This is a genomic window from Streptomyces sp. NPDC030222, assembly GCF_055573115.1.
On sequence record NZ_JBVICA010000002.1, the window covers coordinates 350,971 to 367,425 of the forward strand.

Annotated in this window: 13 protein-coding genes and 1 tRNA gene; 8 read left to right on the top strand and 6 right to left on the bottom strand. The window is 71.9% G+C overall.

Annotation, left to right across the window (positions count from 1 at the left end):
- Positions 1 to 16: 16 nt before the first annotated feature.
- Positions 17 to 811 (bottom strand): hypothetical protein, encoded by a 795-nt coding sequence (locus tag ACZ4Z5_RS04175; RefSeq protein ID WP_468256339.1) that lies wholly within the window; start codon positions 809 to 811, stop codon positions 17 to 19.
- Between the two features lie 220 nt (positions 812 to 1,031).
- On the opposite strand from ACZ4Z5_RS04175, the gene ACZ4Z5_RS04180 reads away from it, so the two are divergent.
- On the top strand, positions 1,032 to 1,484 hold the full coding sequence (locus tag ACZ4Z5_RS04180; protein ID WP_468256341.1) for an ATP-binding protein: 453 nt from the start codon (positions 1,032 to 1,034) through the stop codon (positions 1,482 to 1,484).
- A 267-nt stretch (positions 1,485 to 1,751) separates the two neighbouring features.
- On the opposite strand, the gene ACZ4Z5_RS04185 is transcribed toward ACZ4Z5_RS04180, so the two are convergent.
- Positions 1,752 to 3,227 (bottom strand): aminopeptidase P family protein, encoded by a 1,476-nt coding sequence (locus ACZ4Z5_RS04185; protein WP_468256343.1) that lies wholly within the window; start codon positions 3,225 to 3,227, stop codon positions 1,752 to 1,754.
- 570 nt (positions 3,228 to 3,797) lie between these two features.
- Positions 3,798 to 5,288, bottom strand: a complete 1,491-nt coding sequence (locus tag ACZ4Z5_RS04190; RefSeq protein ID WP_468256346.1) for a PP2C family protein-serine/threonine phosphatase — start codon at positions 5,286 to 5,288, stop codon at positions 3,798 to 3,800.
- A 420-nt stretch (positions 5,289 to 5,708) separates the two neighbouring features.
- Between ACZ4Z5_RS04190 and ACZ4Z5_RS04195 the strand changes: the two genes are divergently transcribed.
- Both ACZ4Z5_RS04195 and ACZ4Z5_RS04200 read left to right on the top strand, forming a co-directional pair.
- Positions 5,709 to 6,398 carry a bifunctional DNA primase/polymerase gene (locus ACZ4Z5_RS04195; protein ID WP_468256348.1) on the top strand — a complete coding sequence of 230 codons (690 nt, stop codon included), beginning with the start codon at positions 5,709 to 5,711 and terminating at the stop codon, positions 6,396 to 6,398.
- A gap of 413 nt (positions 6,399 to 6,811) precedes the next feature.
- Complete coding sequence (locus tag ACZ4Z5_RS04200) at positions 6,812 to 7,444, top strand: hypothetical protein (protein WP_468256350.1); 633 nt, start codon at positions 6,812 to 6,814, stop codon at positions 7,442 to 7,444.
- Positions 7,445 to 7,673: 229 nt separating this feature from the next.
- Here the strand turns inward: ACZ4Z5_RS04200 and ACZ4Z5_RS04205 are convergent, their stop codons facing one another.
- From ACZ4Z5_RS04205 to ACZ4Z5_RS04215, 3 genes are all read right to left on the bottom strand, one after another.
- Positions 7,674 to 8,636 carry a DUF5926 family protein gene (locus tag ACZ4Z5_RS04205; RefSeq protein WP_468256352.1) on the bottom strand — a complete coding sequence of 321 codons (963 nt, stop codon included), beginning with the start codon at positions 8,634 to 8,636 and terminating at the stop codon, positions 7,674 to 7,676.
- Positions 8,637 to 9,120: 484 nt separating this feature from the next.
- Positions 9,121 to 9,723, bottom strand: a complete 603-nt coding sequence (locus ACZ4Z5_RS04210; RefSeq protein WP_468256355.1) for an ATP-binding protein — start codon at positions 9,721 to 9,723, stop codon at positions 9,121 to 9,123.
- 44 nt (positions 9,724 to 9,767) lie between these two features.
- The gene (locus ACZ4Z5_RS04215; RefSeq protein WP_468256358.1) at positions 9,768 to 10,589 is read right to left on the bottom strand and encodes a glycerophosphodiester phosphodiesterase; all 822 of its coding nucleotides are present in this window, start codon (positions 10,587 to 10,589) and stop codon (positions 9,768 to 9,770) included.
- Positions 10,590 to 11,100: 511 nt separating this feature from the next.
- Between ACZ4Z5_RS04215 and ACZ4Z5_RS04220 the strand changes: the two genes are divergently transcribed.
- The 5 genes from ACZ4Z5_RS04220 to ACZ4Z5_RS04240 all read left to right on the top strand — a co-directional run bounded on the left by ACZ4Z5_RS04220 (position 11,101) and on the right by ACZ4Z5_RS04240 (position 16,255).
- A complete protein-coding gene (locus ACZ4Z5_RS04220; RefSeq protein WP_468256361.1) occupies positions 11,101 to 12,555 on the top strand; it encodes a S1C family serine protease in 1,455 nt (484 codons plus the stop codon).
- Positions 12,556 to 12,749: 194 nt separating this feature from the next.
- Positions 12,750 to 12,944, top strand: a complete 195-nt coding sequence (locus tag ACZ4Z5_RS04225) for a hypothetical protein (protein ID WP_468256363.1) — start codon at positions 12,750 to 12,752, stop codon at positions 12,942 to 12,944.
- A 36-nt stretch (positions 12,945 to 12,980) separates the two neighbouring features.
- Positions 12,981 to 13,065: transfer RNA gene (locus tag ACZ4Z5_RS04230), tRNA-Ser, on the top strand.
- A gap of 656 nt (positions 13,066 to 13,721) precedes the next feature.
- Positions 13,722 to 14,036: a hypothetical protein gene (locus ACZ4Z5_RS04235; RefSeq protein ID WP_468256365.1), complete on the top strand. Its 315-nt coding sequence runs from the start codon at positions 13,722 to 13,724 to the stop codon at positions 14,034 to 14,036.
- Positions 14,037 to 14,596: 560 nt separating this feature from the next.
- Positions 14,597 to 16,255, top strand: a complete 1,659-nt coding sequence (locus tag ACZ4Z5_RS04240; RefSeq protein WP_468256368.1) for an alpha/beta fold hydrolase — start codon at positions 14,597 to 14,599, stop codon at positions 16,253 to 16,255.
- Positions 16,256 to 16,455: the final 200 nt, after the last annotated feature.

Genomic DNA, 16,455 nt, shown 5'->3' on the forward strand with positions numbered 1-16,455 from the left:
GGTGGAGCGGGCCGCGTCAAGCAGCGAGGGCGAGCCCGGAAGCGGGCGGCCCGCGTCTGATCACCGCGTGCTGAAGGGGTTCCCCGACCGTCGGGAGCAGCTCGGCCGTCGCGGTACGGGGAGTGCGCGAGGCGTGCCCGGGCGCCCCGGGAAGTCCGGCGAGCAGGGCCCGTACGAGCGCCGGTGCGGCCCGCAGCGACCGTACGAGGGCCGTCGCCGCGACCTCGCCCGCGCCGTGTGCGGACAGTTCGGCCACCCGGAACAGTGCCGTCTCGCCGCGCCGCAGCAGCCAGCCCGATACCAGCGCGGCCAGCATGTGGCCGAGGAACATCGGAAGACTGGGCAGCAGCCCGGTGAGCGTCTCGGCGAGCGATGTCGCCGGGAGCGCGTGTCCGCCGTGCACCGTCGCGGGGTCGAGTCCGGCACCGGAGACGACGCGATGGGCCTCGGCAATCGTCAGCCCGCCCGGCCGCTCCCCGCACAGCAGCTTCTCGGCGAGCCGCATCAGTGAGGCGTCGCCGTCCGTGACGGCCGCTGCCGGACGATGCCGTCCGAGCGTGAACAGGGCGTGCAGGGCGAGTTGGCCGCCCGCCAGGGCCGCGATCACGGCCGGCAGGGAACGCTGCCGCCCGGCGCAGGCCGCCACGGCCGCGAACGTCGCGGCGAAGCCGAGCACCAGCGTCCACCAGGGGAAGGGCGCACAGGCCGCCAGGGCGTGTCCCGCCGCGGACAACGCGACGCAGACCGCGGTGAACACCGCGGCCCTCAGCAACCGCAGACCGGCTCCGGCGCGTGCGACGGGAGAAGACATGGCCGGGCCATCATCGCATTGCGTCCACCGCGCCCATGCGGCAGGTCCGTAAGGTCCGGTCCGTCCCCCTGGTGACATGCGCGCCGAGCCCGCTGACATACACCGCCGAGCGGGACGGCGCATCCGCCGAACGAGCTCAGTTGCGCACAGAAGGGGCATACGAGGGCGGGGCCCCGGCAATACGTATCGGTATGTCGAGCCGCAGCCTGGAGGCTGGAGCATGAGCATCTGGTGGTCTCTGCACTTGCGGCGCGAGGCTGCGAGCGTTCCGCTCGCCCGCCGTCTTCTGCTCGGCACCATGGAAACCGCGGGGGTCGATCCGGACGTCTCCTACGACCTGTCGGTCGCGCTCAGCGAGGCCTGCGCCAACGCCGTCGAGCACGGCGGCGACGAAAGGGCCGGTGCCGCGGCCGAGGCGTACCGGGTCACCGCCTATCTGGACGGCGACACCTGTCGTATCGAGGTCGCCGATTCGGGCCCCGGATTCCCCGCGGGGCGGGAGCCGCGCGCCTGTCTGCAACCGCTGCCGCTGGCCGAGCACGGCCGGGGGCTGTCCCTCATCGAGCAGCTCGCCGACCACGTCCACTTCCGTAACCGGCCGGGGCAGGGCGCGGTGGTGTGCTTCGACAAGATCCTGAAATGGCGGGAGGGCGCGCTGCTCAAGGTGTCGTGAGACCCCTGAGCCGCGCGCCCTCCGTGCGTGGTTCGTGCCTTCGGGCGGGCAGCACCGCCTTCGGGCGGGCAGCACCGCCTTCGGGCCGGCAGCACCGCCCACCCGTCGGCATGCGCCGCTGTCCGGTCGTCCGGTCGGCAGCCCGCGTTTCGGCCGTCAGCGCCGTTCCGGCCGCCGATGCTGTCTTCCGGCACGTGCCGTCCTCCGGCAGTCGGTGCTGACTTCCGGCCGCCACCGCTGTCTTCCGGCCGGTGCCGCCTTCCGTCGTCAGCCCTGCTTGAGCGCCGCCATCCAGGCCTCGACCTCGTCGGTCCGGCGCGGCAGCGCGTCCGACAGGTTCCTGTTGCCGTCCTCGGTGACCAGGATGTCGTCCTCGATCCGGACGCCGATCCCGCGGTACTCCTCGGGCACCATCAGGTCGTCCGCCTGGAAGTACAGGCCGGGTTCGACCGTGAGGACCATGCCGGGCTCCAGGGTCGCGTCGACGTAGGCCTCGGTACGGGCGGCGGCGCAGTCGTGGACGTCCAGGCCGAGCATGTGACCCGTGCCGTGCAGCGTCCAGCGGCGCTGGAGTCCGAGCTCCAGGACCTTCTCTACGTCGAGGTCGCCGAGCAGGCCCCACGACACGAGCTTCTCGGCGAGCACCCGCTGCGCGGCGTCGTGGAAGGCGCGGAACGGGGCGCCGGGCCGCACCGCGGCGATACCGGCCTCCTGCGCCTCGTAGACCGCGTCGTAGATCTTGCGCTGGAGCTCGGTGAAGCGGCCGTTGACCGGCAGGGTGCGGGTGACGTCGGCGGTGTAGAGGGTGTGGGTCTCCACTCCCGCGTCCAGCAGCAGCAGTTCGCCGGAGCGGACCGGGCCGTCGTTGCGCACCCAGTGCAGGGTGGTGGCGTGCGGTCCGGCGGCGCAGATCGAGCCGTAGCCGATGTCGTTGCCCTCGACGCGGGCGCGCAGGAAGAAGGTGCCCTCGATGTACCGCTCGGAGGTGGCCTCCGCCTTGTCGAGCACCTTCACGACGTCCTCGAAGCCCCGGACGGTGGAGTCGACGGCCTTCTGCAGCTCGCCGATCTCGAACGCGTCCTTCACGACGCGGGCCTCGGAGAGGTACACCCGGAGTTCTTCGTCGCGCTCCGCGGTGACCTTGTCGTTGAGGGCGGCCTCGATGCCGGCGTCGTGGCCGCGGACGTTGCGGACCGGGCCGGTGGCCTCGCGCAGCAGGGCGGGCAGTTCGCGGACGTCCTTGGCGGGCATCCCCAGCAGCTGCTCGGCCTCGGCGAGGGAGTGGCGGCGGCCGACCCACAGCTCGCCCTGCCCGTCCAGCCAGAACTCGCCGTTCTCGCGGTCGGAGCGGGGCAGCAGGTAGAGGCAGGCTTCGTGGGAGTCGCCCTTCGGCTCCAGCACCAGGACGCCGTCCTGGGTCTGGTCGCCGGTCAGGTAGACGTACTCGGTGGAGGCCCGGAAGGGGTACTCGGTGTCGTTGGACCGGGTCCGCAGATTGCCCGCGGGGATCACCAGACGCTCGCCCGGGAAGCGCGCCGAGAGCGCGGCGCGGCGACGTGCCGTGTGCTCGGCCTGCGGGATCGGCTGCAGATCGCGCAGCTCGGTGTCGGCCCAGCCGGTCCGCATGTTCGCGGCGAGCTCGTCGGACACACCCGCGTAGAGGCCGTTCTTGCGCTGCTTGATCGGCTGCTCTTCCGTCTCAACCGTCTCTTCCGGGGTCTCCGGCACGAGATCGTCGGCCACGGTTCTGCCTCCTCAGTACGACACTGGACCGACTCACATCGTACGGGCGTGCGGCAGGGTGCCTCCGGGGCGAAAGCCGGGCGGGGGCGGGGCGGGGCACGGCGGCCTGTCCGGTGGCCTGACCCGGTGTTGCGGTCCGGAGGCCGTCCGGAGGCGATTCGGAGGCGATTCGGGCGTTACGGGTCGGGGATCGGCCGGGTGGCCGGCCCGGATGGCGGTCGGTCGGCCCCTCGGTCGGCCCGTCGGCCGGTTCAGTGGTCGGCGGGCGGGCCGACGGGCGGGCGGTCGGTCGGAGGCCGGGGCCGGGTGGGCCGGCCGGGCGGCCCGGCCACCGGAGGGCCGGTCGCTCGGCGACTGGCCCTCCGGTGGCCGCTGGTCCGGTGGCCGCTGGTCCGGCGACTGGCCGTCCGGAGCCCGGCCGTCCGGCGACCGGCCGTCCGGAGCCCGGCCGTCCGGCGACCGGCCGTCCGGCGTCCGCGGCGAACGCCGGTCACCCGGCGGCCGGTCGTATGTGGGCCTACCGCACCGCACTTCGACGTGGACCGGGTCTGCGGGCACCCGCCACACCGGCTACTCGAAGCGGGCCGCCAGGACGACCACGTCCTCGCCCCCCTCGGGCCGGTCGAGGCTCTCCGGCAGTACGGTCCGCAGCACGTGGTCGGCGATCGATCCCGGGTCCCCGCGCAGCGCCTTCGGGACGCTCGCGGCGGCCGCGTGGAGCCGGGCGAAGGCCCGGTCCATGGGCTCCCCGGTGCGGTGCAGCAGCCCGTCGGTGTACAGCAGCACCGTTTCTCCGGGTTCGGGGGACAGCTCCACGCTCGGTGCCTCCCAGCACGCGAGCATGCCGAGCGGAGCCGACAGGGAGGTCTCGACGAACTCGGTGCGCCGCCCGCCGGCCAGCAGTGGCGGGGTGTGGCCGGCCCCGGCGAGGACGATCTTGCGGTCGGCCGGTTCGCAGTAGGCGAAGAGCGCGGTGGCGGCGCGGGCCGGCTCGGTCAGGCGCAGCAGCAGTTCCAGGTCGGACAGGACTGCGACCGGGTCCTCGCCCTCCATCACCGCGTATGCGCGCAGGGAGGCGCGGAGCCGGCCCATCGCGGCGAGCGCGCTGGGCCCCGATCCGGTGACGGATCCGACCGCCAGGCCGAGCGCCCCCTCGGGCAGCGGCAGCGCGTCGTACCAGTCGCCGCCGCCCTGGGGACCGCTGCGGTGGCGGGCGGCCAGCTGCACCCCGGGGACCCGGGGCAGACGGCTGGGCAGCAGTTCCTCGGCGATGGTGGCGACGTCCTTGCGGGCGCGTTCCAGCTCCAGCAGCCGGGCGAGGTGTTCGCCGGCGTACGTGCAGTACAAGCCGGCGAGATGTCGGCGACGCTCGGTCGGCTCGGCGGGCTCGTCGTACAACCAGACGGCGGCACCGAGCTTTCCGGCTGTCTCGGCGGCGAGGGGGAGGGCGTAGCTGGCGGCGTAGCCGAGGCGGGCGGCGACTTCGCGGTGCCGGGGGTCGAGCCCCGGTTCGCCGAGCAGATCGGGGTGGGAGCTGTCGTCCGGCCCGGCGCCCGGGAGGCCGTCGAGGATGCGCCCGTACGAGGTGGTGCTGCGCGGCAGCGTCTCGATGTGGCCGAGGTCGGAGTGGGCGAGCCCGAGGCCGACGGTGACGGTCGGGCCGCGGCCGTCGGCAGGCTCCAGGACGACGAGGCCACGGCGTGCGCCGACCAGGGCGGCACCGGCCCGGAGCAGCTCGTGCAGCGCGTCGTCGAGGGTTTGGGTCCGGGCCAGCCGCTCGGTGAGTTCGTGAAGGGTCGTGAGGTCGGACACCCATCCGGCGAGGCGGTCCTGGATGACCGCGCCGGGCGGGGTGAACCCGGCGGGCAGGGGGGTGGCAGTGTGGGCGGGAGCGGGGACGGCTGGATCGATTCCAGCCACTTTCGACGGGTGCGGGGCGCTCATGGCTGCCGGCTTTCCGGCTGCCCGATTGTGCTGAATAGCATCGCAAACCCCCATGTCAATCTGCGCCGCCATCAATGCATCCACATGTACACGCACAAGTGAGGGGATGTCCAGCATTGTCCTCACGAGACTCCTGGTGTCAACGGGAAAGTAAACTTGGCCAAAAAATGCCCCAAGTGGCGGGCATTTGCGGTCGACTGAGACCGCAGCAGCGCGCGTCATGTCGAGCGTGACGGGTACGTAATCGGTATCGGCCAGGGGCAGTTGAACCAGCCCCGGAACCTGGCCACCGGCTCGGGCGTCTTCCCCACGGGCGGCCGCGCCCCGGCCCCGAGTGGCGGGGTCCAGCACACAGGACAGCAAGCGCCATGGCGCGCCACCCCTCGCCACGTTCCCCGCTCGGTCCCTGACGGGTTACCCGTACAGCAGGCTTTGTACAGAGCATGTCCGCGCAGTGACAGTGATGCACACCCGGTGGTGCGACTGAACCGTGGTGTGATGTGGACCTCGGCGTTCAACGGAAAGGAACGAGCGCTCATGCGCGAGATCCTCGGAAGGCGACGCAGGCTCCGGTTCCGGCGCACAGGGACGCCTGCCCAGCTGGATGCGGCGCTGACCTGCGCCACCGTGTGGAAATGGCCCGTACTCCCAGGAGTGGGCCTGAAGCCGGCCGGAGCCTCGCGCGGGCCCGGTGGGGGCCGTGGCTGTGCCTGTCCCGACCCCGAGTGCGTCGTACCCGGCGCACACCCCTTCGACCCCGAGCTGCTGGCCGCCACCACGGACGCGCGCATGGTGCGCTGGTGGTGGACCAACCGGCCCGCCGCCCCGGTCCTGCTCGCGACCGGGGGCAGCGCCCCCTGCGCGGTGAGCCTCCCCGCGGTCGCAGGGCCCCGGGCACTGGCGGCCCTCGACCGCCTCGGCACCCGCCTCGGCCCCGTCGTCGCGACGCCGACCCGCTGGTCGCTGCTGGTGGCGCCCTACTCGCTCGAACGACTGGGCGAACTGCTGTACGTCAAGGACTGCGTGCCGAGTTCCCTGCGCTTCCACAGCGCGGGCGGCTATCTCGTGCTGCCGCCGTCAGAGATCGGCAGCGGCCAGGTCCGCTGGGTACGGCCGCCGATGCCGGGGCCCGGGGCGCCCTGGCTGCCCGACGTGGAGGCGGTCGTCGACGCACTCGTCGAGGCGAGCACCGGCGCGCCGGGCGGCGGCACCCGGCTCGCGTACTGAGTCCTGCCGTACGGGGAGGCGGTGGCCCGCGCACCGGAACGGGCGCCGTCGATCCTCAGCCTCGATCAGCCACGTCGATCCTTCACGCCGGTCGTTCACGTCCGTCGTTCACGTCCGTCGTCCACGTCGGCCGCCCCCGCTGGCCGTCCACGTCGGTCGTTCACGTCGGTCGTTCATGAGGCCGGGAACCGGTCGGCGGATCCGGGTGCTCCGGGGACTCCGTACCGGTGCTGGGGCACGCCCGGCGTACCCCGCCGTGTTCCGGCGCTCACTCGTACGGGTGTGAGCGCGCCCGAGATGTACGCGAAATGGGCGCGGAGCCCGCCGGAAGCCCGTCCGTGATCGCTATCTTCGGCCCACCGTCCGTTGTTTCGCCGGCAGGGGGACAGGTGGCATCCGCGAGGAATCTCCGCATGATCGGGCTCACGGCCGTGGTGGCGTGCGCCGTGCTGCTGCCTCTCCCGGCCTCGGGCCGGGGGTACGCCCCTGCCGACTCCTCCGCGCGGTCCGTCGCGGCCCCGGAGCCCGCCGTGGCCGCAGGGCCCGCCACCGAGTTCGCCGGACCCGAGGAGGATGCAAACCGTCCGGTCGGCGGAGGAGGCTCCCGGGCCGCTGCGGCCGACCGTGCGGGGGCGCCCCAGGAGCCGTCCGCCGTTCCGACGTCCGCCCGGGACGGCGCCCCGGCGGACGCCGAGGCGCGCGGGCCCGTCTTCCGCTGTGGCCCGGAACTCTCCTCGCCGGTCGGTGTGGAGGCACAGACCTGTCTGGTCAGCGACCTGAGGGAAACCTGGGGCCGTACCTACTACAGGAACGCCACGGGGAAGGAACTGAGTTCGCTGCTGACCCTCATGGGGCCCGCCGGAAGAACCCTCCAGATGAACTGCGCGATCGCTGCCGACGACGAACCCGGTATCTGCGAGACGCCCCGGGAACGCAGTGCGGGAAACTTCGACGAGTACATGGCCGTGGTGGAATTCGCGCGCGGCGCCGACGGGCCGCTGCTGCTGCGCTCGGGCAGCAACTCCGGCTCCACCAGGGGCCGTTGAGTGATCATCCGAGCACTCAAAGCAGCCTGGCTATGCCGCCAAACATAGATGCCCGATCGCTGGCGACGGGGGATGCACCAGCGATCGGGCTACTCAAACGGTAACAAGAGATCTGCCGTTCGCAAATTCGATCTCGGTTATTGGGGGCGCGATTTCCCGGCCATTACCGTGAGTTGTGACGGGGCTCACGCGCCCGGGCCGGTCCCGTCCGCCCGGGCGCGGTGACGGTTCAGCTGAGGGTGACCTGGCGGTTGGTGAGCCCGCCGCGGGCCCGGCGCTCCTCCGAGGTCAGCGGCGCGTCGGTCTCCAGCGCGGCCGCGAGGCGCTCCGCGAATTCGGCCGCCGGCTTCTCGCAGTCATCGGCGCTCATGTTCGTGGGCAGGTCCCAGACCGGCACGATCAGACCGTGTGCCCGGAAGGAACCGACCAGCCGGGTGCCCTCGCCGAGCGACGAGGTTCCCGCGGCGTGCAGCCGGGCCAGAGCGTCGAGCAGCTTCTCCTCGGCGTGCGGCATGACCCAGCGGAGATGGTTCTTCTCCGGGGTCTCGCACCAGTACGCGGCCTCCACACCGGTGAGCTTCACGGTCGGGATCGCGGCGGCGTTCGCCCGCTCCAGGGAGGCCGTGACCTCGGGGGTCGCGTTCTCGGTGTCAGGGACCCAGAACTCGAAGCCGCTCTGCACGACCGGCTCGAACGGTGCCTCCGGGGCCAGGAGGTCCTGCAGGCGCGGAGAGTCGGCGGTGCTGCGGACCTCCGTCACCGGGGTCCCCGGGGTGGCGGTCAGCGCGAGCTCGAGGCTGGTGCCGAGATCACGGCTCAGATCGCCGGACTGCGTGTCGCTCTGCACGCCGAGCATGACGGAGCCGTCCTCGCGGCGCAGCGCGGGCCACGCCATGGGCAGCACGGTCGCCAGCGTCACGGACGGCACGCCCTCGGGCAGCCCGCCCTTCAGGGTCAGCTCGACGGTGGCCGCGGGCACCAGTTCGCGTAGCGCGACCCAGTCGCACTCGCCGGTCAGCCCCTCGAAGGGACGCTGGACCCGCTCGGTGACGGCGTGCGCGGCTGCGCGGCCGTGGCAGGCCTTGTAGCGCCGGCCCGAACCACACGGGCAGGGCTCACGGGCGCCGACGACGGGAATCTCCCCGTCGGTCAGCTGCGGCTTGGCCTTGGTCTGGGCGCGCTTCTTGGCCATGGTGCGGCTCTCTCCCGGATCCGATGGTGCGGTCTAGGCCGCGAGCCTAGTCGCATGCGGCCGTGTCGGCCGTCACCTGCCAGCACAGCCACAGCGGGTTGCTGCGGTGGTGTCGCGGCGCGCCGCTCCCGAACGGCCGGCCCATCGGTTCCGCGTGCGTTCGAGTCCGGACGTGCGTCCGGCCCAGGCATACGCCGGGGCCGAGCCGTACCGCCACGGCGTACGTCGCGTGCCCCGGATACGCCGTGTCCGAGCGCGTCCTGTCAGGGCGTACGTCCGCGTCCCCGCGCACTCTCGCGGCCGGGCCTGCGTCCTGTCACGGCGCACGTCGTGTCCCGCACACGTCCCGGGCCGTGGGGCAGCCCGGCGGGCGGGTGTGCGGGAGTGACGTGCATGCCGTTCGCGTACGGCCCATCCTTGGCAGAGCCCGTCGATCGGCCCCGGACCCCGAGGCCGAGCCCGTCGACCGGGCCGCCCGTACCCCTCAGCCGAGCTCGTCGAAAGGGTCCGCGAAGTCCAGGCCGTGCCCGTTCGCAACGCGCGTAGCGAAATCTTCTCGTCGATGCCCCTCGTTCACCAGGACCCACACGGTCACCTCGCCGGTCGCGCTGTCCCGCACGCCCCAGTCCTGGGCGAGTGCCCTGATGATGTTCAGCCCTCGGCCGCCGCGTGCGGTCACCGAGGGAGTGGCCGGAATCGGTCTGGTCGGACCGCCTCCGTCCGTCACCTCGACCGTGAGCCGGCCCAGAGGATCGAGCCGCCATGCCGCACGGACATCCCCGTCACCGGCTTCGGCCTGCCCCAGCGGTCTGCCGTGCCGACAGGAATTGCTGAGCAGTTCGGAAAGGATAAGTACGGCGTCGTCGATCACCGATTCGGAGACCCCGCTGCTCAGCAGCTGCTCCCGCATACGATGCCGCGCCCGCCCCACGCCCGCAGGGCCATGGGGCACGGCCATGCTCGACGACGTGGGCACCTCCTGTGCCACCACCAACGCCACCCCCGAGACCTCCTTCGCCCCACGCCACGGAGTGAATGCCCCAATGGCCTGGACCGGAAACCGGCCAGGATGCGGACGGTGACGCATTCGACACACAGGAACACGCTCCGAACGCGCCGGAGCACTCCCTGTTACGGGAGTTGCAGGCGTCCCAGTTGGGACAGGACCTGCTTGGGGCGGTTGGTGATGATCGCCTCGACGCCCAGCTGTGCGCACAGCTCGACGTCCTCCGGCTCGTCCACGGTCCAGACGTGCACCCGGTGTCCGGCGGCGTGCAGGCGCTCGACGTAGCCGGGGTGGTTGCGGACGAGTCGGATACCGGGGCCGGCGATCCGCGCCCCGGCCGGCAGACGACCGTCGCGCACACGCAGTGAGAGGAACTGCATGAGGTAGACGGTGGGGATGGCGGGCGCCGCCGCGGCCACCCTGTGCAGGGAGCGCGCCGAGAAGCTCATGATCCGCACCGGTGAGGGCTCCCCGGGCAGGGGATCGTTCAGCCCGAATCGCCCCAGCAGCTCCAGCAGCCGCTCCTCGACCTGGCCCGCCCAGCGGGTCGGGTGCTTGGTCTCAATGGCCAGCTCGACCCTGCGGCCGGTGTCCGCGACCAGTTCCAGCAACCTCTCCAGGGTCAGCACCGACGTGCTCTCCCGGTCCCAGTCGGGCGCTTCGGCCGGGTCCTCCTTCCACGAGCCGAAGTCGAGGGCGGCCAGGTCGGAGAGTTCGAGGGTGGAAACGGCGCCGCGGCCGTTCGACGTACGGTTGACCCGCCGGTCGTGCACGCAGACCAGTTGCCCGTCGGCCGTGAGCCGCACATCGCACTCGAGGGCGTCGGCCCCGTCCTCGATGGCTTTCCGGTAGGCGGCGAGCGTGTGCTCGGGTGCGTCCTCCGAGGCGCCCCGGTGGGCGACCACCTGGATGGGGGACTGGCTGGTGTGCTGCGGTGCGTGGGTCACCGCGTCATCGTGCCACCGCTGTATGGCGGGAGGGTGAACGGTTCTTCGAGTCGTGTCCGTTCGATGTGGATATAAGGAAGGACGCGCGGAAGCACAGGTCCTGCTTACAGTGGCCTGACGTGCTGTGGGAAAAGCTGGGGTGCCGACCTGGGACGTTCCCGCGGCCGTCGCCCGGGACCGTCAGCCGGTCCCGGCTGTCGACCAGGGCCGTCGGCCGGGACCGTCACCCGGCCGCGTACCGGAGCGGGGCCGGCGCCCCGGACCGGAAGACGGCCCGCGGTGCCGCGCCGGACAGGACGGGACGGGACCGAACGGCCCGGACCGCCGGACCGGAGCGGCGGCGGACCCGCGCTCCGGTCGGCCGACGGACCCGCACCCCGGCCCGTCGGCCGGGACCACGGGCCCGACGGCGGAACGGCAGAACGGAAGCGCAGACTGGTACGGCGGACCGCGACGGCGGACCGGAACAGCTGGCTGAGACAGATATCGATGTGGAACCGAGGAGAGAGCTGTGAGCACCGACAACGAGGGCACTGGGGTCCCGGCTGTCCCCCCGACAGCCCCGACCGCGCCTCCTGCGCCGCCCGTGCCTCCGGCCGCCATGCCTCCCGTGGAGCAGCCGGCAGCCTCCGCCGAGCACCTCGGCTCCTCCGAGGCGGCTCCCACGCAGCCTCTCCCCGACCCGTACGGGCCGGAGCCGGCGACCGCGCCGCTCCCGATGGGGGCGCCCGCTTCCTCCGGTGGTGACGGCTGGCCGCCGCAGCCCGCCGCGCACCCTCCGTACGGCGGGGGTGGCGGACCGGTCTGGGGCGCGCCCGTACCTCCGCCCCACGGTCCGAGGCCGTCGGGCGGGCGGGGCGGCCTGATCGCCGCCGTGCTGGTGGCCGCACTCGTCGCCGGCGGTGTCGGCGGGGGCATCGGCTACTGGGCCGCCGAGCGCGGTGACAGCGCCATCCGTTCGACGACCGTGACCGCCTCCGGGCTGCCCAGCGACCTCAAGCGTGACCCCGCCACGGTCGCGGGCGTCGCCGCGAAGGCGCTGCCCAGCGTGGTCACCATCGAGGCGCAGGCCGAGGGGGTCAGCGGCGAGGCCGGCACCGGCACGGGATTCGTCTACGACAAGCAGGGCCACATCCTCACCAACAACCACGTGGTCGCCTCCGCCGCCGACCGCGGCACGCTGTCCGTCACCTTCGTCGACGGAAAGAAGTACGACGCCGAGGTCGTGGGCCGGGCGCAGGGCTACGACGTGGCCGTGCTCAAGCTGAAGAACGCCCCTGCCGCGCTCGCCCCGCTGCCGCTCGGCGACTCCGACCGGGTCGCGGTCGGCGACTCGACCATCGCGATCGGTGCCCCGTTCGGCCTGTCCAACACGGTCACCACCGGCATCGTCAGTGCGAAGAACCGTCCGGTCGCCTCCGGTGGCGGTACGGGCGGCAAGGCGTCCTACATGAGCGCCCTGCAGACCGACGCCTCGATCAACCCGGGCAACTCCGGGGGGCCGCTGCTCGACGCGCGCGGCGCGGTCATCGGCATCAACTCGGCGATCCAGTCCGCCGGCAACGGTCTGGGCCAGGGCCAGCCGGGTTCCATCGGTCTCGGCTTCGCGATCCCGATCAACCAGGCGAAGTCCGTGGCCGAGCAGCTGATCAGGACGGGCACGCCCGTCTACCCGGTCATCGGGGCCACCGTGTCCATGGACGAGAAGAGCGGTGGCGCCACGATCGCGGCCGAGGGCACCGGCGGCGCCCCCGCCATCACCCCGAACGGCCCGGCGGAGAAGGCCGGACTCAGGTCCGGTGACGTGATCGTCCGCCTCGACGACCACCCGATCGACAGCGGTCCGACCCTGATCAGCGAGATCTGGACCCACAAGCCGGGCGACACCGTCAGCCTCACCTACGAGCGCGACGGCAAGCAGTCCACCATCCAGGTCACCCTGGGCGAACGCAAGGGCGACAGCTGACAACCGAGCTCCGCTCCCCGCGTCACCGCTCCCAGGTGACGCGGGGCGGGCCGTCCCACCCTCAGATCTTGATCAAGGCCATTGCCCGGCCGTGGTGAAGATCCATAACGTGCGATCAGTGCCGAGTCGCCGACCGGCCTCCAACGGGGCGGCGCGGCAACTCACCAGGACCTGACGCACATGAGGTGAAGGCCATGCAGAGAGTCGCGCTGTTCCTCGTCTGGGCCGTCCTGCTCGTCACCGTCGACAGGTTCCTGCTCGATGACCCCTGGGCGGAGCTCGCCTTCGTCGCCCTCTGGGCCGCAGCGATGTCGTACACCATGTCGAAGTTGCCGGCCCGTCCCTCCAGAGCCCACCGAGCCGCCCCGGCGACCCCGTCCAGCCGGTAGGCTGTAGCCGCTCCGCGCCAGGTGACGCGGAGCGAGGGTGGGTTGCCCGAGCGGCCTAAGGGAACGGTCTTGAAAACCGTCGTGGCGCGAGTCACCGTGGGTTCAAATCCCACACCCACCGCCCGGTGAAACGGCCCCTGACCCGATCGATGGTCAGGGGCCATCCGTCTGTCCGGTCGCCCTGACCACGTTCGTACGCCGGAAAGACCGAACGAAGCGCTTCTCAGCCACGACGAGACCGGTACCGACGCGGAGCGTCCACACCGGCCCATGCCACATCGCGGCAGCAGCCTGTTCCGGTATTCCGGGAACGCGGCCGGCGGCCTCGACAGGGCCGTGAAGATCGGGTCGGGCTGGGGCGGGTACACGATGGTCGGCATGGGCGACCTCAGCGGCGCCGGCAAGAACGACGTCCTGTTCCGGGACTCGGTCGCCCGCCTGTACCGGTACGACGGGAGCCGCCGACGAGCCCCAGGGTCGACGAGGTGTCATGGGCCTGCGGCTGTTGTACGCGGCGCGCGCCTCCACGGGCTCGCAGTTCGTCACTCGCTGCAAATCGGACGAACAAACGGACCTTTCGCCGAACGCCGTTGAGGGGCGTGTGGCCGTGGGCCAGACTTGCCATCGCAAAGTGATCATCTGAGTGAAGGGACCGTTATGCAGCTTCGACGTGGTCTGACGGTGCTCGGAGCCATTGTCTCTGCGGGACTCATGGCTCTGACCTCCGCGGGGCCGGCCGCTGCCAGTGGGTCCGACCACACGCACTACGTGAACAAGATGAACGGCGACACCTCCGGCAGCATTCGCATCGTCGAAAACGGCGACAAGATCACGCTGTGCGACCGGAACAGGAGCGACCGTTCGTCCGTCATCGCCTCGTTCTACTGGGGTCCGCGCAACGCTCCCGTGCGGTTCCGCCTGACGGACGGCAATGACGACGGCTGCGCGTACTCCAGCGCCAGCGGCGCAGGTTCGGCGGTGAAGGCTGACATCCCCGAGGGCGTCGAAGTACGCGTCAACTTCTTCAGCGTCACCGGCAGTCAGGGCGTGATGGACGGCGCCGGCCACTTCACGTTCAAGAACGACCACTGACCCGTAGGCCGGCGCTGCGGACCTGCGTGGCTTCGGCCTTCTGCCTGCCTCCGCTGCCGGCCGCGATCGCGGCCGGCAGCGGACCGGCGGACCGGCCGTTCGTCGCCGGCCACGCCGTCGGCTGTCGACGGGCGGGCGCACCCTGTCTCCAGCGGGGCTCGTGTGAGGCAGGGAGGCGCTCCACCACGATCACCCGCCTTGAACGCACGGTCGGCTGCATGCGCGGCCCGTACTCGTCCCGAGTCCGATCGGGTCAACAGGAAGGGCCGCCTCCGGATGAGTCGCCTAGCGTGATACATCCATGACGCTTCCCGTGTCTCTCCAGGAGATCGGCCATGCATGGCGAGCAGCTACAGGAACCGACCCGCCCTCGAATACGCGGGGTCCGCCGAGCGGCCAGGGCGATTGTCAGCAGCCTGGCCGCAGGATCCTTCGTCCTCTCCTCAGGGGGCGCAGCCGTGGCCCAGCCGAGGCCCACGCCGTCCGGCAGGCACGCCGGTGAGCCGCTGCGGGCGCGGCCGCCGGCTCCGGTCGGGCGAGCGTGTCCGACTCACACGGTCGTGAGCGGGGACTCGCTGTCGAGACTCGCGCTGCGGTACCTGGGCAACGCGGACCGGTGGCCTGAGATCCGCGACGCCAACCAGTCGGTACTCGAGAGCGCTGCCCGTGAACACCCCGGCCCACCGGTGTTCGGGACGGGTGACCACGGCCACTGGATCTTCCCCGGGACACGTCTGCGCATCCACGGAGCGTGCCCGATGCCGACCGGTCGGCTCGGCTATGCCGCGGCGGCGTGTCCGACGCCGATACTTCCCGGCGTGCCCGCGATGGGGCCGGAGTTCAGCTGCGGCTACTTGACGGTACCGGAGAACCGCGCCAAGCCTGAAGGGCGCACCATCAAGATCGCGGTGGCCCGTCTCAAGGCCGCCGCGGCGCAGCCCAAGCGCGACCCGGTGGTCTGGCTCACCGGCGGGCCGGGCGGGTCCGGGCTGCTGGATGCCTTCACCGTGTCCCGGCTCGAGCCGGCGATCAATGCCGACCGGGACGTCATCTTCGTCGACCAGCGTGGTACGGGACGCTCCGATCCGCTGCTGAGCTGCCCGGAGGTCGACGCGTTCAATCGCCAGGCCGTCACGCTGCTGGCCACCGACCCGGAAACCACCCGCAAGGGCGCCGAGGCGACCCGGGCGTGCCGCACCCGGCTGGCCGGGATGGGCTATGACCTGTCGGCGTACAACACCACCGAGAACGCCGCCGACATCGCCGATCTGCGAAGGGCGCTGGGCATCGGGGAATGGAACGTCTACGGGGTGTCCTACGGCAGCGATCTGGCCCTGCAGCTGCTGCGCGACCACCCGCAGGGCATCCGCAGCGTGGTCGTGGATTCCGTCGTCACCCCCGACCTCAACCTTCTTGACGGCCTGTGGACCAATGCCGCCGACCAGTACAAGGCCATGTTCGCCGCGTGTGCGGCCCAGCCGGCCTGCCAGGCGGCCTACCCCGGTCTGGAGGCGGAGTTCGACGCCACCGTGGACCGTCTGAACCGCCGGCCGCTGACGGTGACCGTGCCCGGCGAGGGCGGGGCCCCGGCCACCACCGTGGTGATCGACGGCTACCAACTGGCCAACATGGTGGTGGTGGCTGCTCTGCCGCCCTGGGCGCTGACCACCGTGCCGGCTGCGGTGCACGCCCTGGCCGCCGGCAACGGCCTGCCCGCCGCCAAGACGATTCTGGCCGGCCTGTCCCCGCCCCGCTTCGTCGGCTGGGGCCTGTTCTACGGGGTGGTCTGCCGTGAGCAGGCGGCATTCACCGACCGTCAGAAGGTGCAGACCGCGGCAAAGGCCGCCCTGCCCGACTTCCCCGACCGGGTCCTGTCCCTGCTGCCGCAACAGGAGTTCGTCTCCCGGATCTTCTCCGACTGCGGAGCATGGGACGTCGGACGCGCCGATCCCCGGGTGACGGCCCGGACCCGCAGCGATGTGCCCACCCTGCTGTTGTCGGGCACGTTCGACGGGCCCGCCGGAACACGGTGGGCCGCTGCCGCCGCCACCGGCCTGTCCCGCTCCCGCCACCTGGTGTTCCCAGGCCTCGGCCACAGCACGCTCGAACAGTCCGACTGCGCCCGCGCGATACTGGTCGGCTTCTTCGACCGGCCCTCCGGCGGCTACGACACCTCCTGCACTGACAGGCTCACCGTTCCCCCGTTCCGTACCGACTGACCGGAAGCTGCTCCGCCTGCGGCGGGGGCGGGAGTCGATACCACCTCGTCGGAGAGCGACTTGTCGGATGGCGAACGCACGGCCGGCGCTGTCGAGTCCCGTGAGAGTTCCGCTCGTCCATGAGCGGCGACGTGCCTCCGAAACCGATGTCGAAGCGCTGTCCCATCCGGCGTCCGGAGGGGACAGCGCCGCGCTCGTCG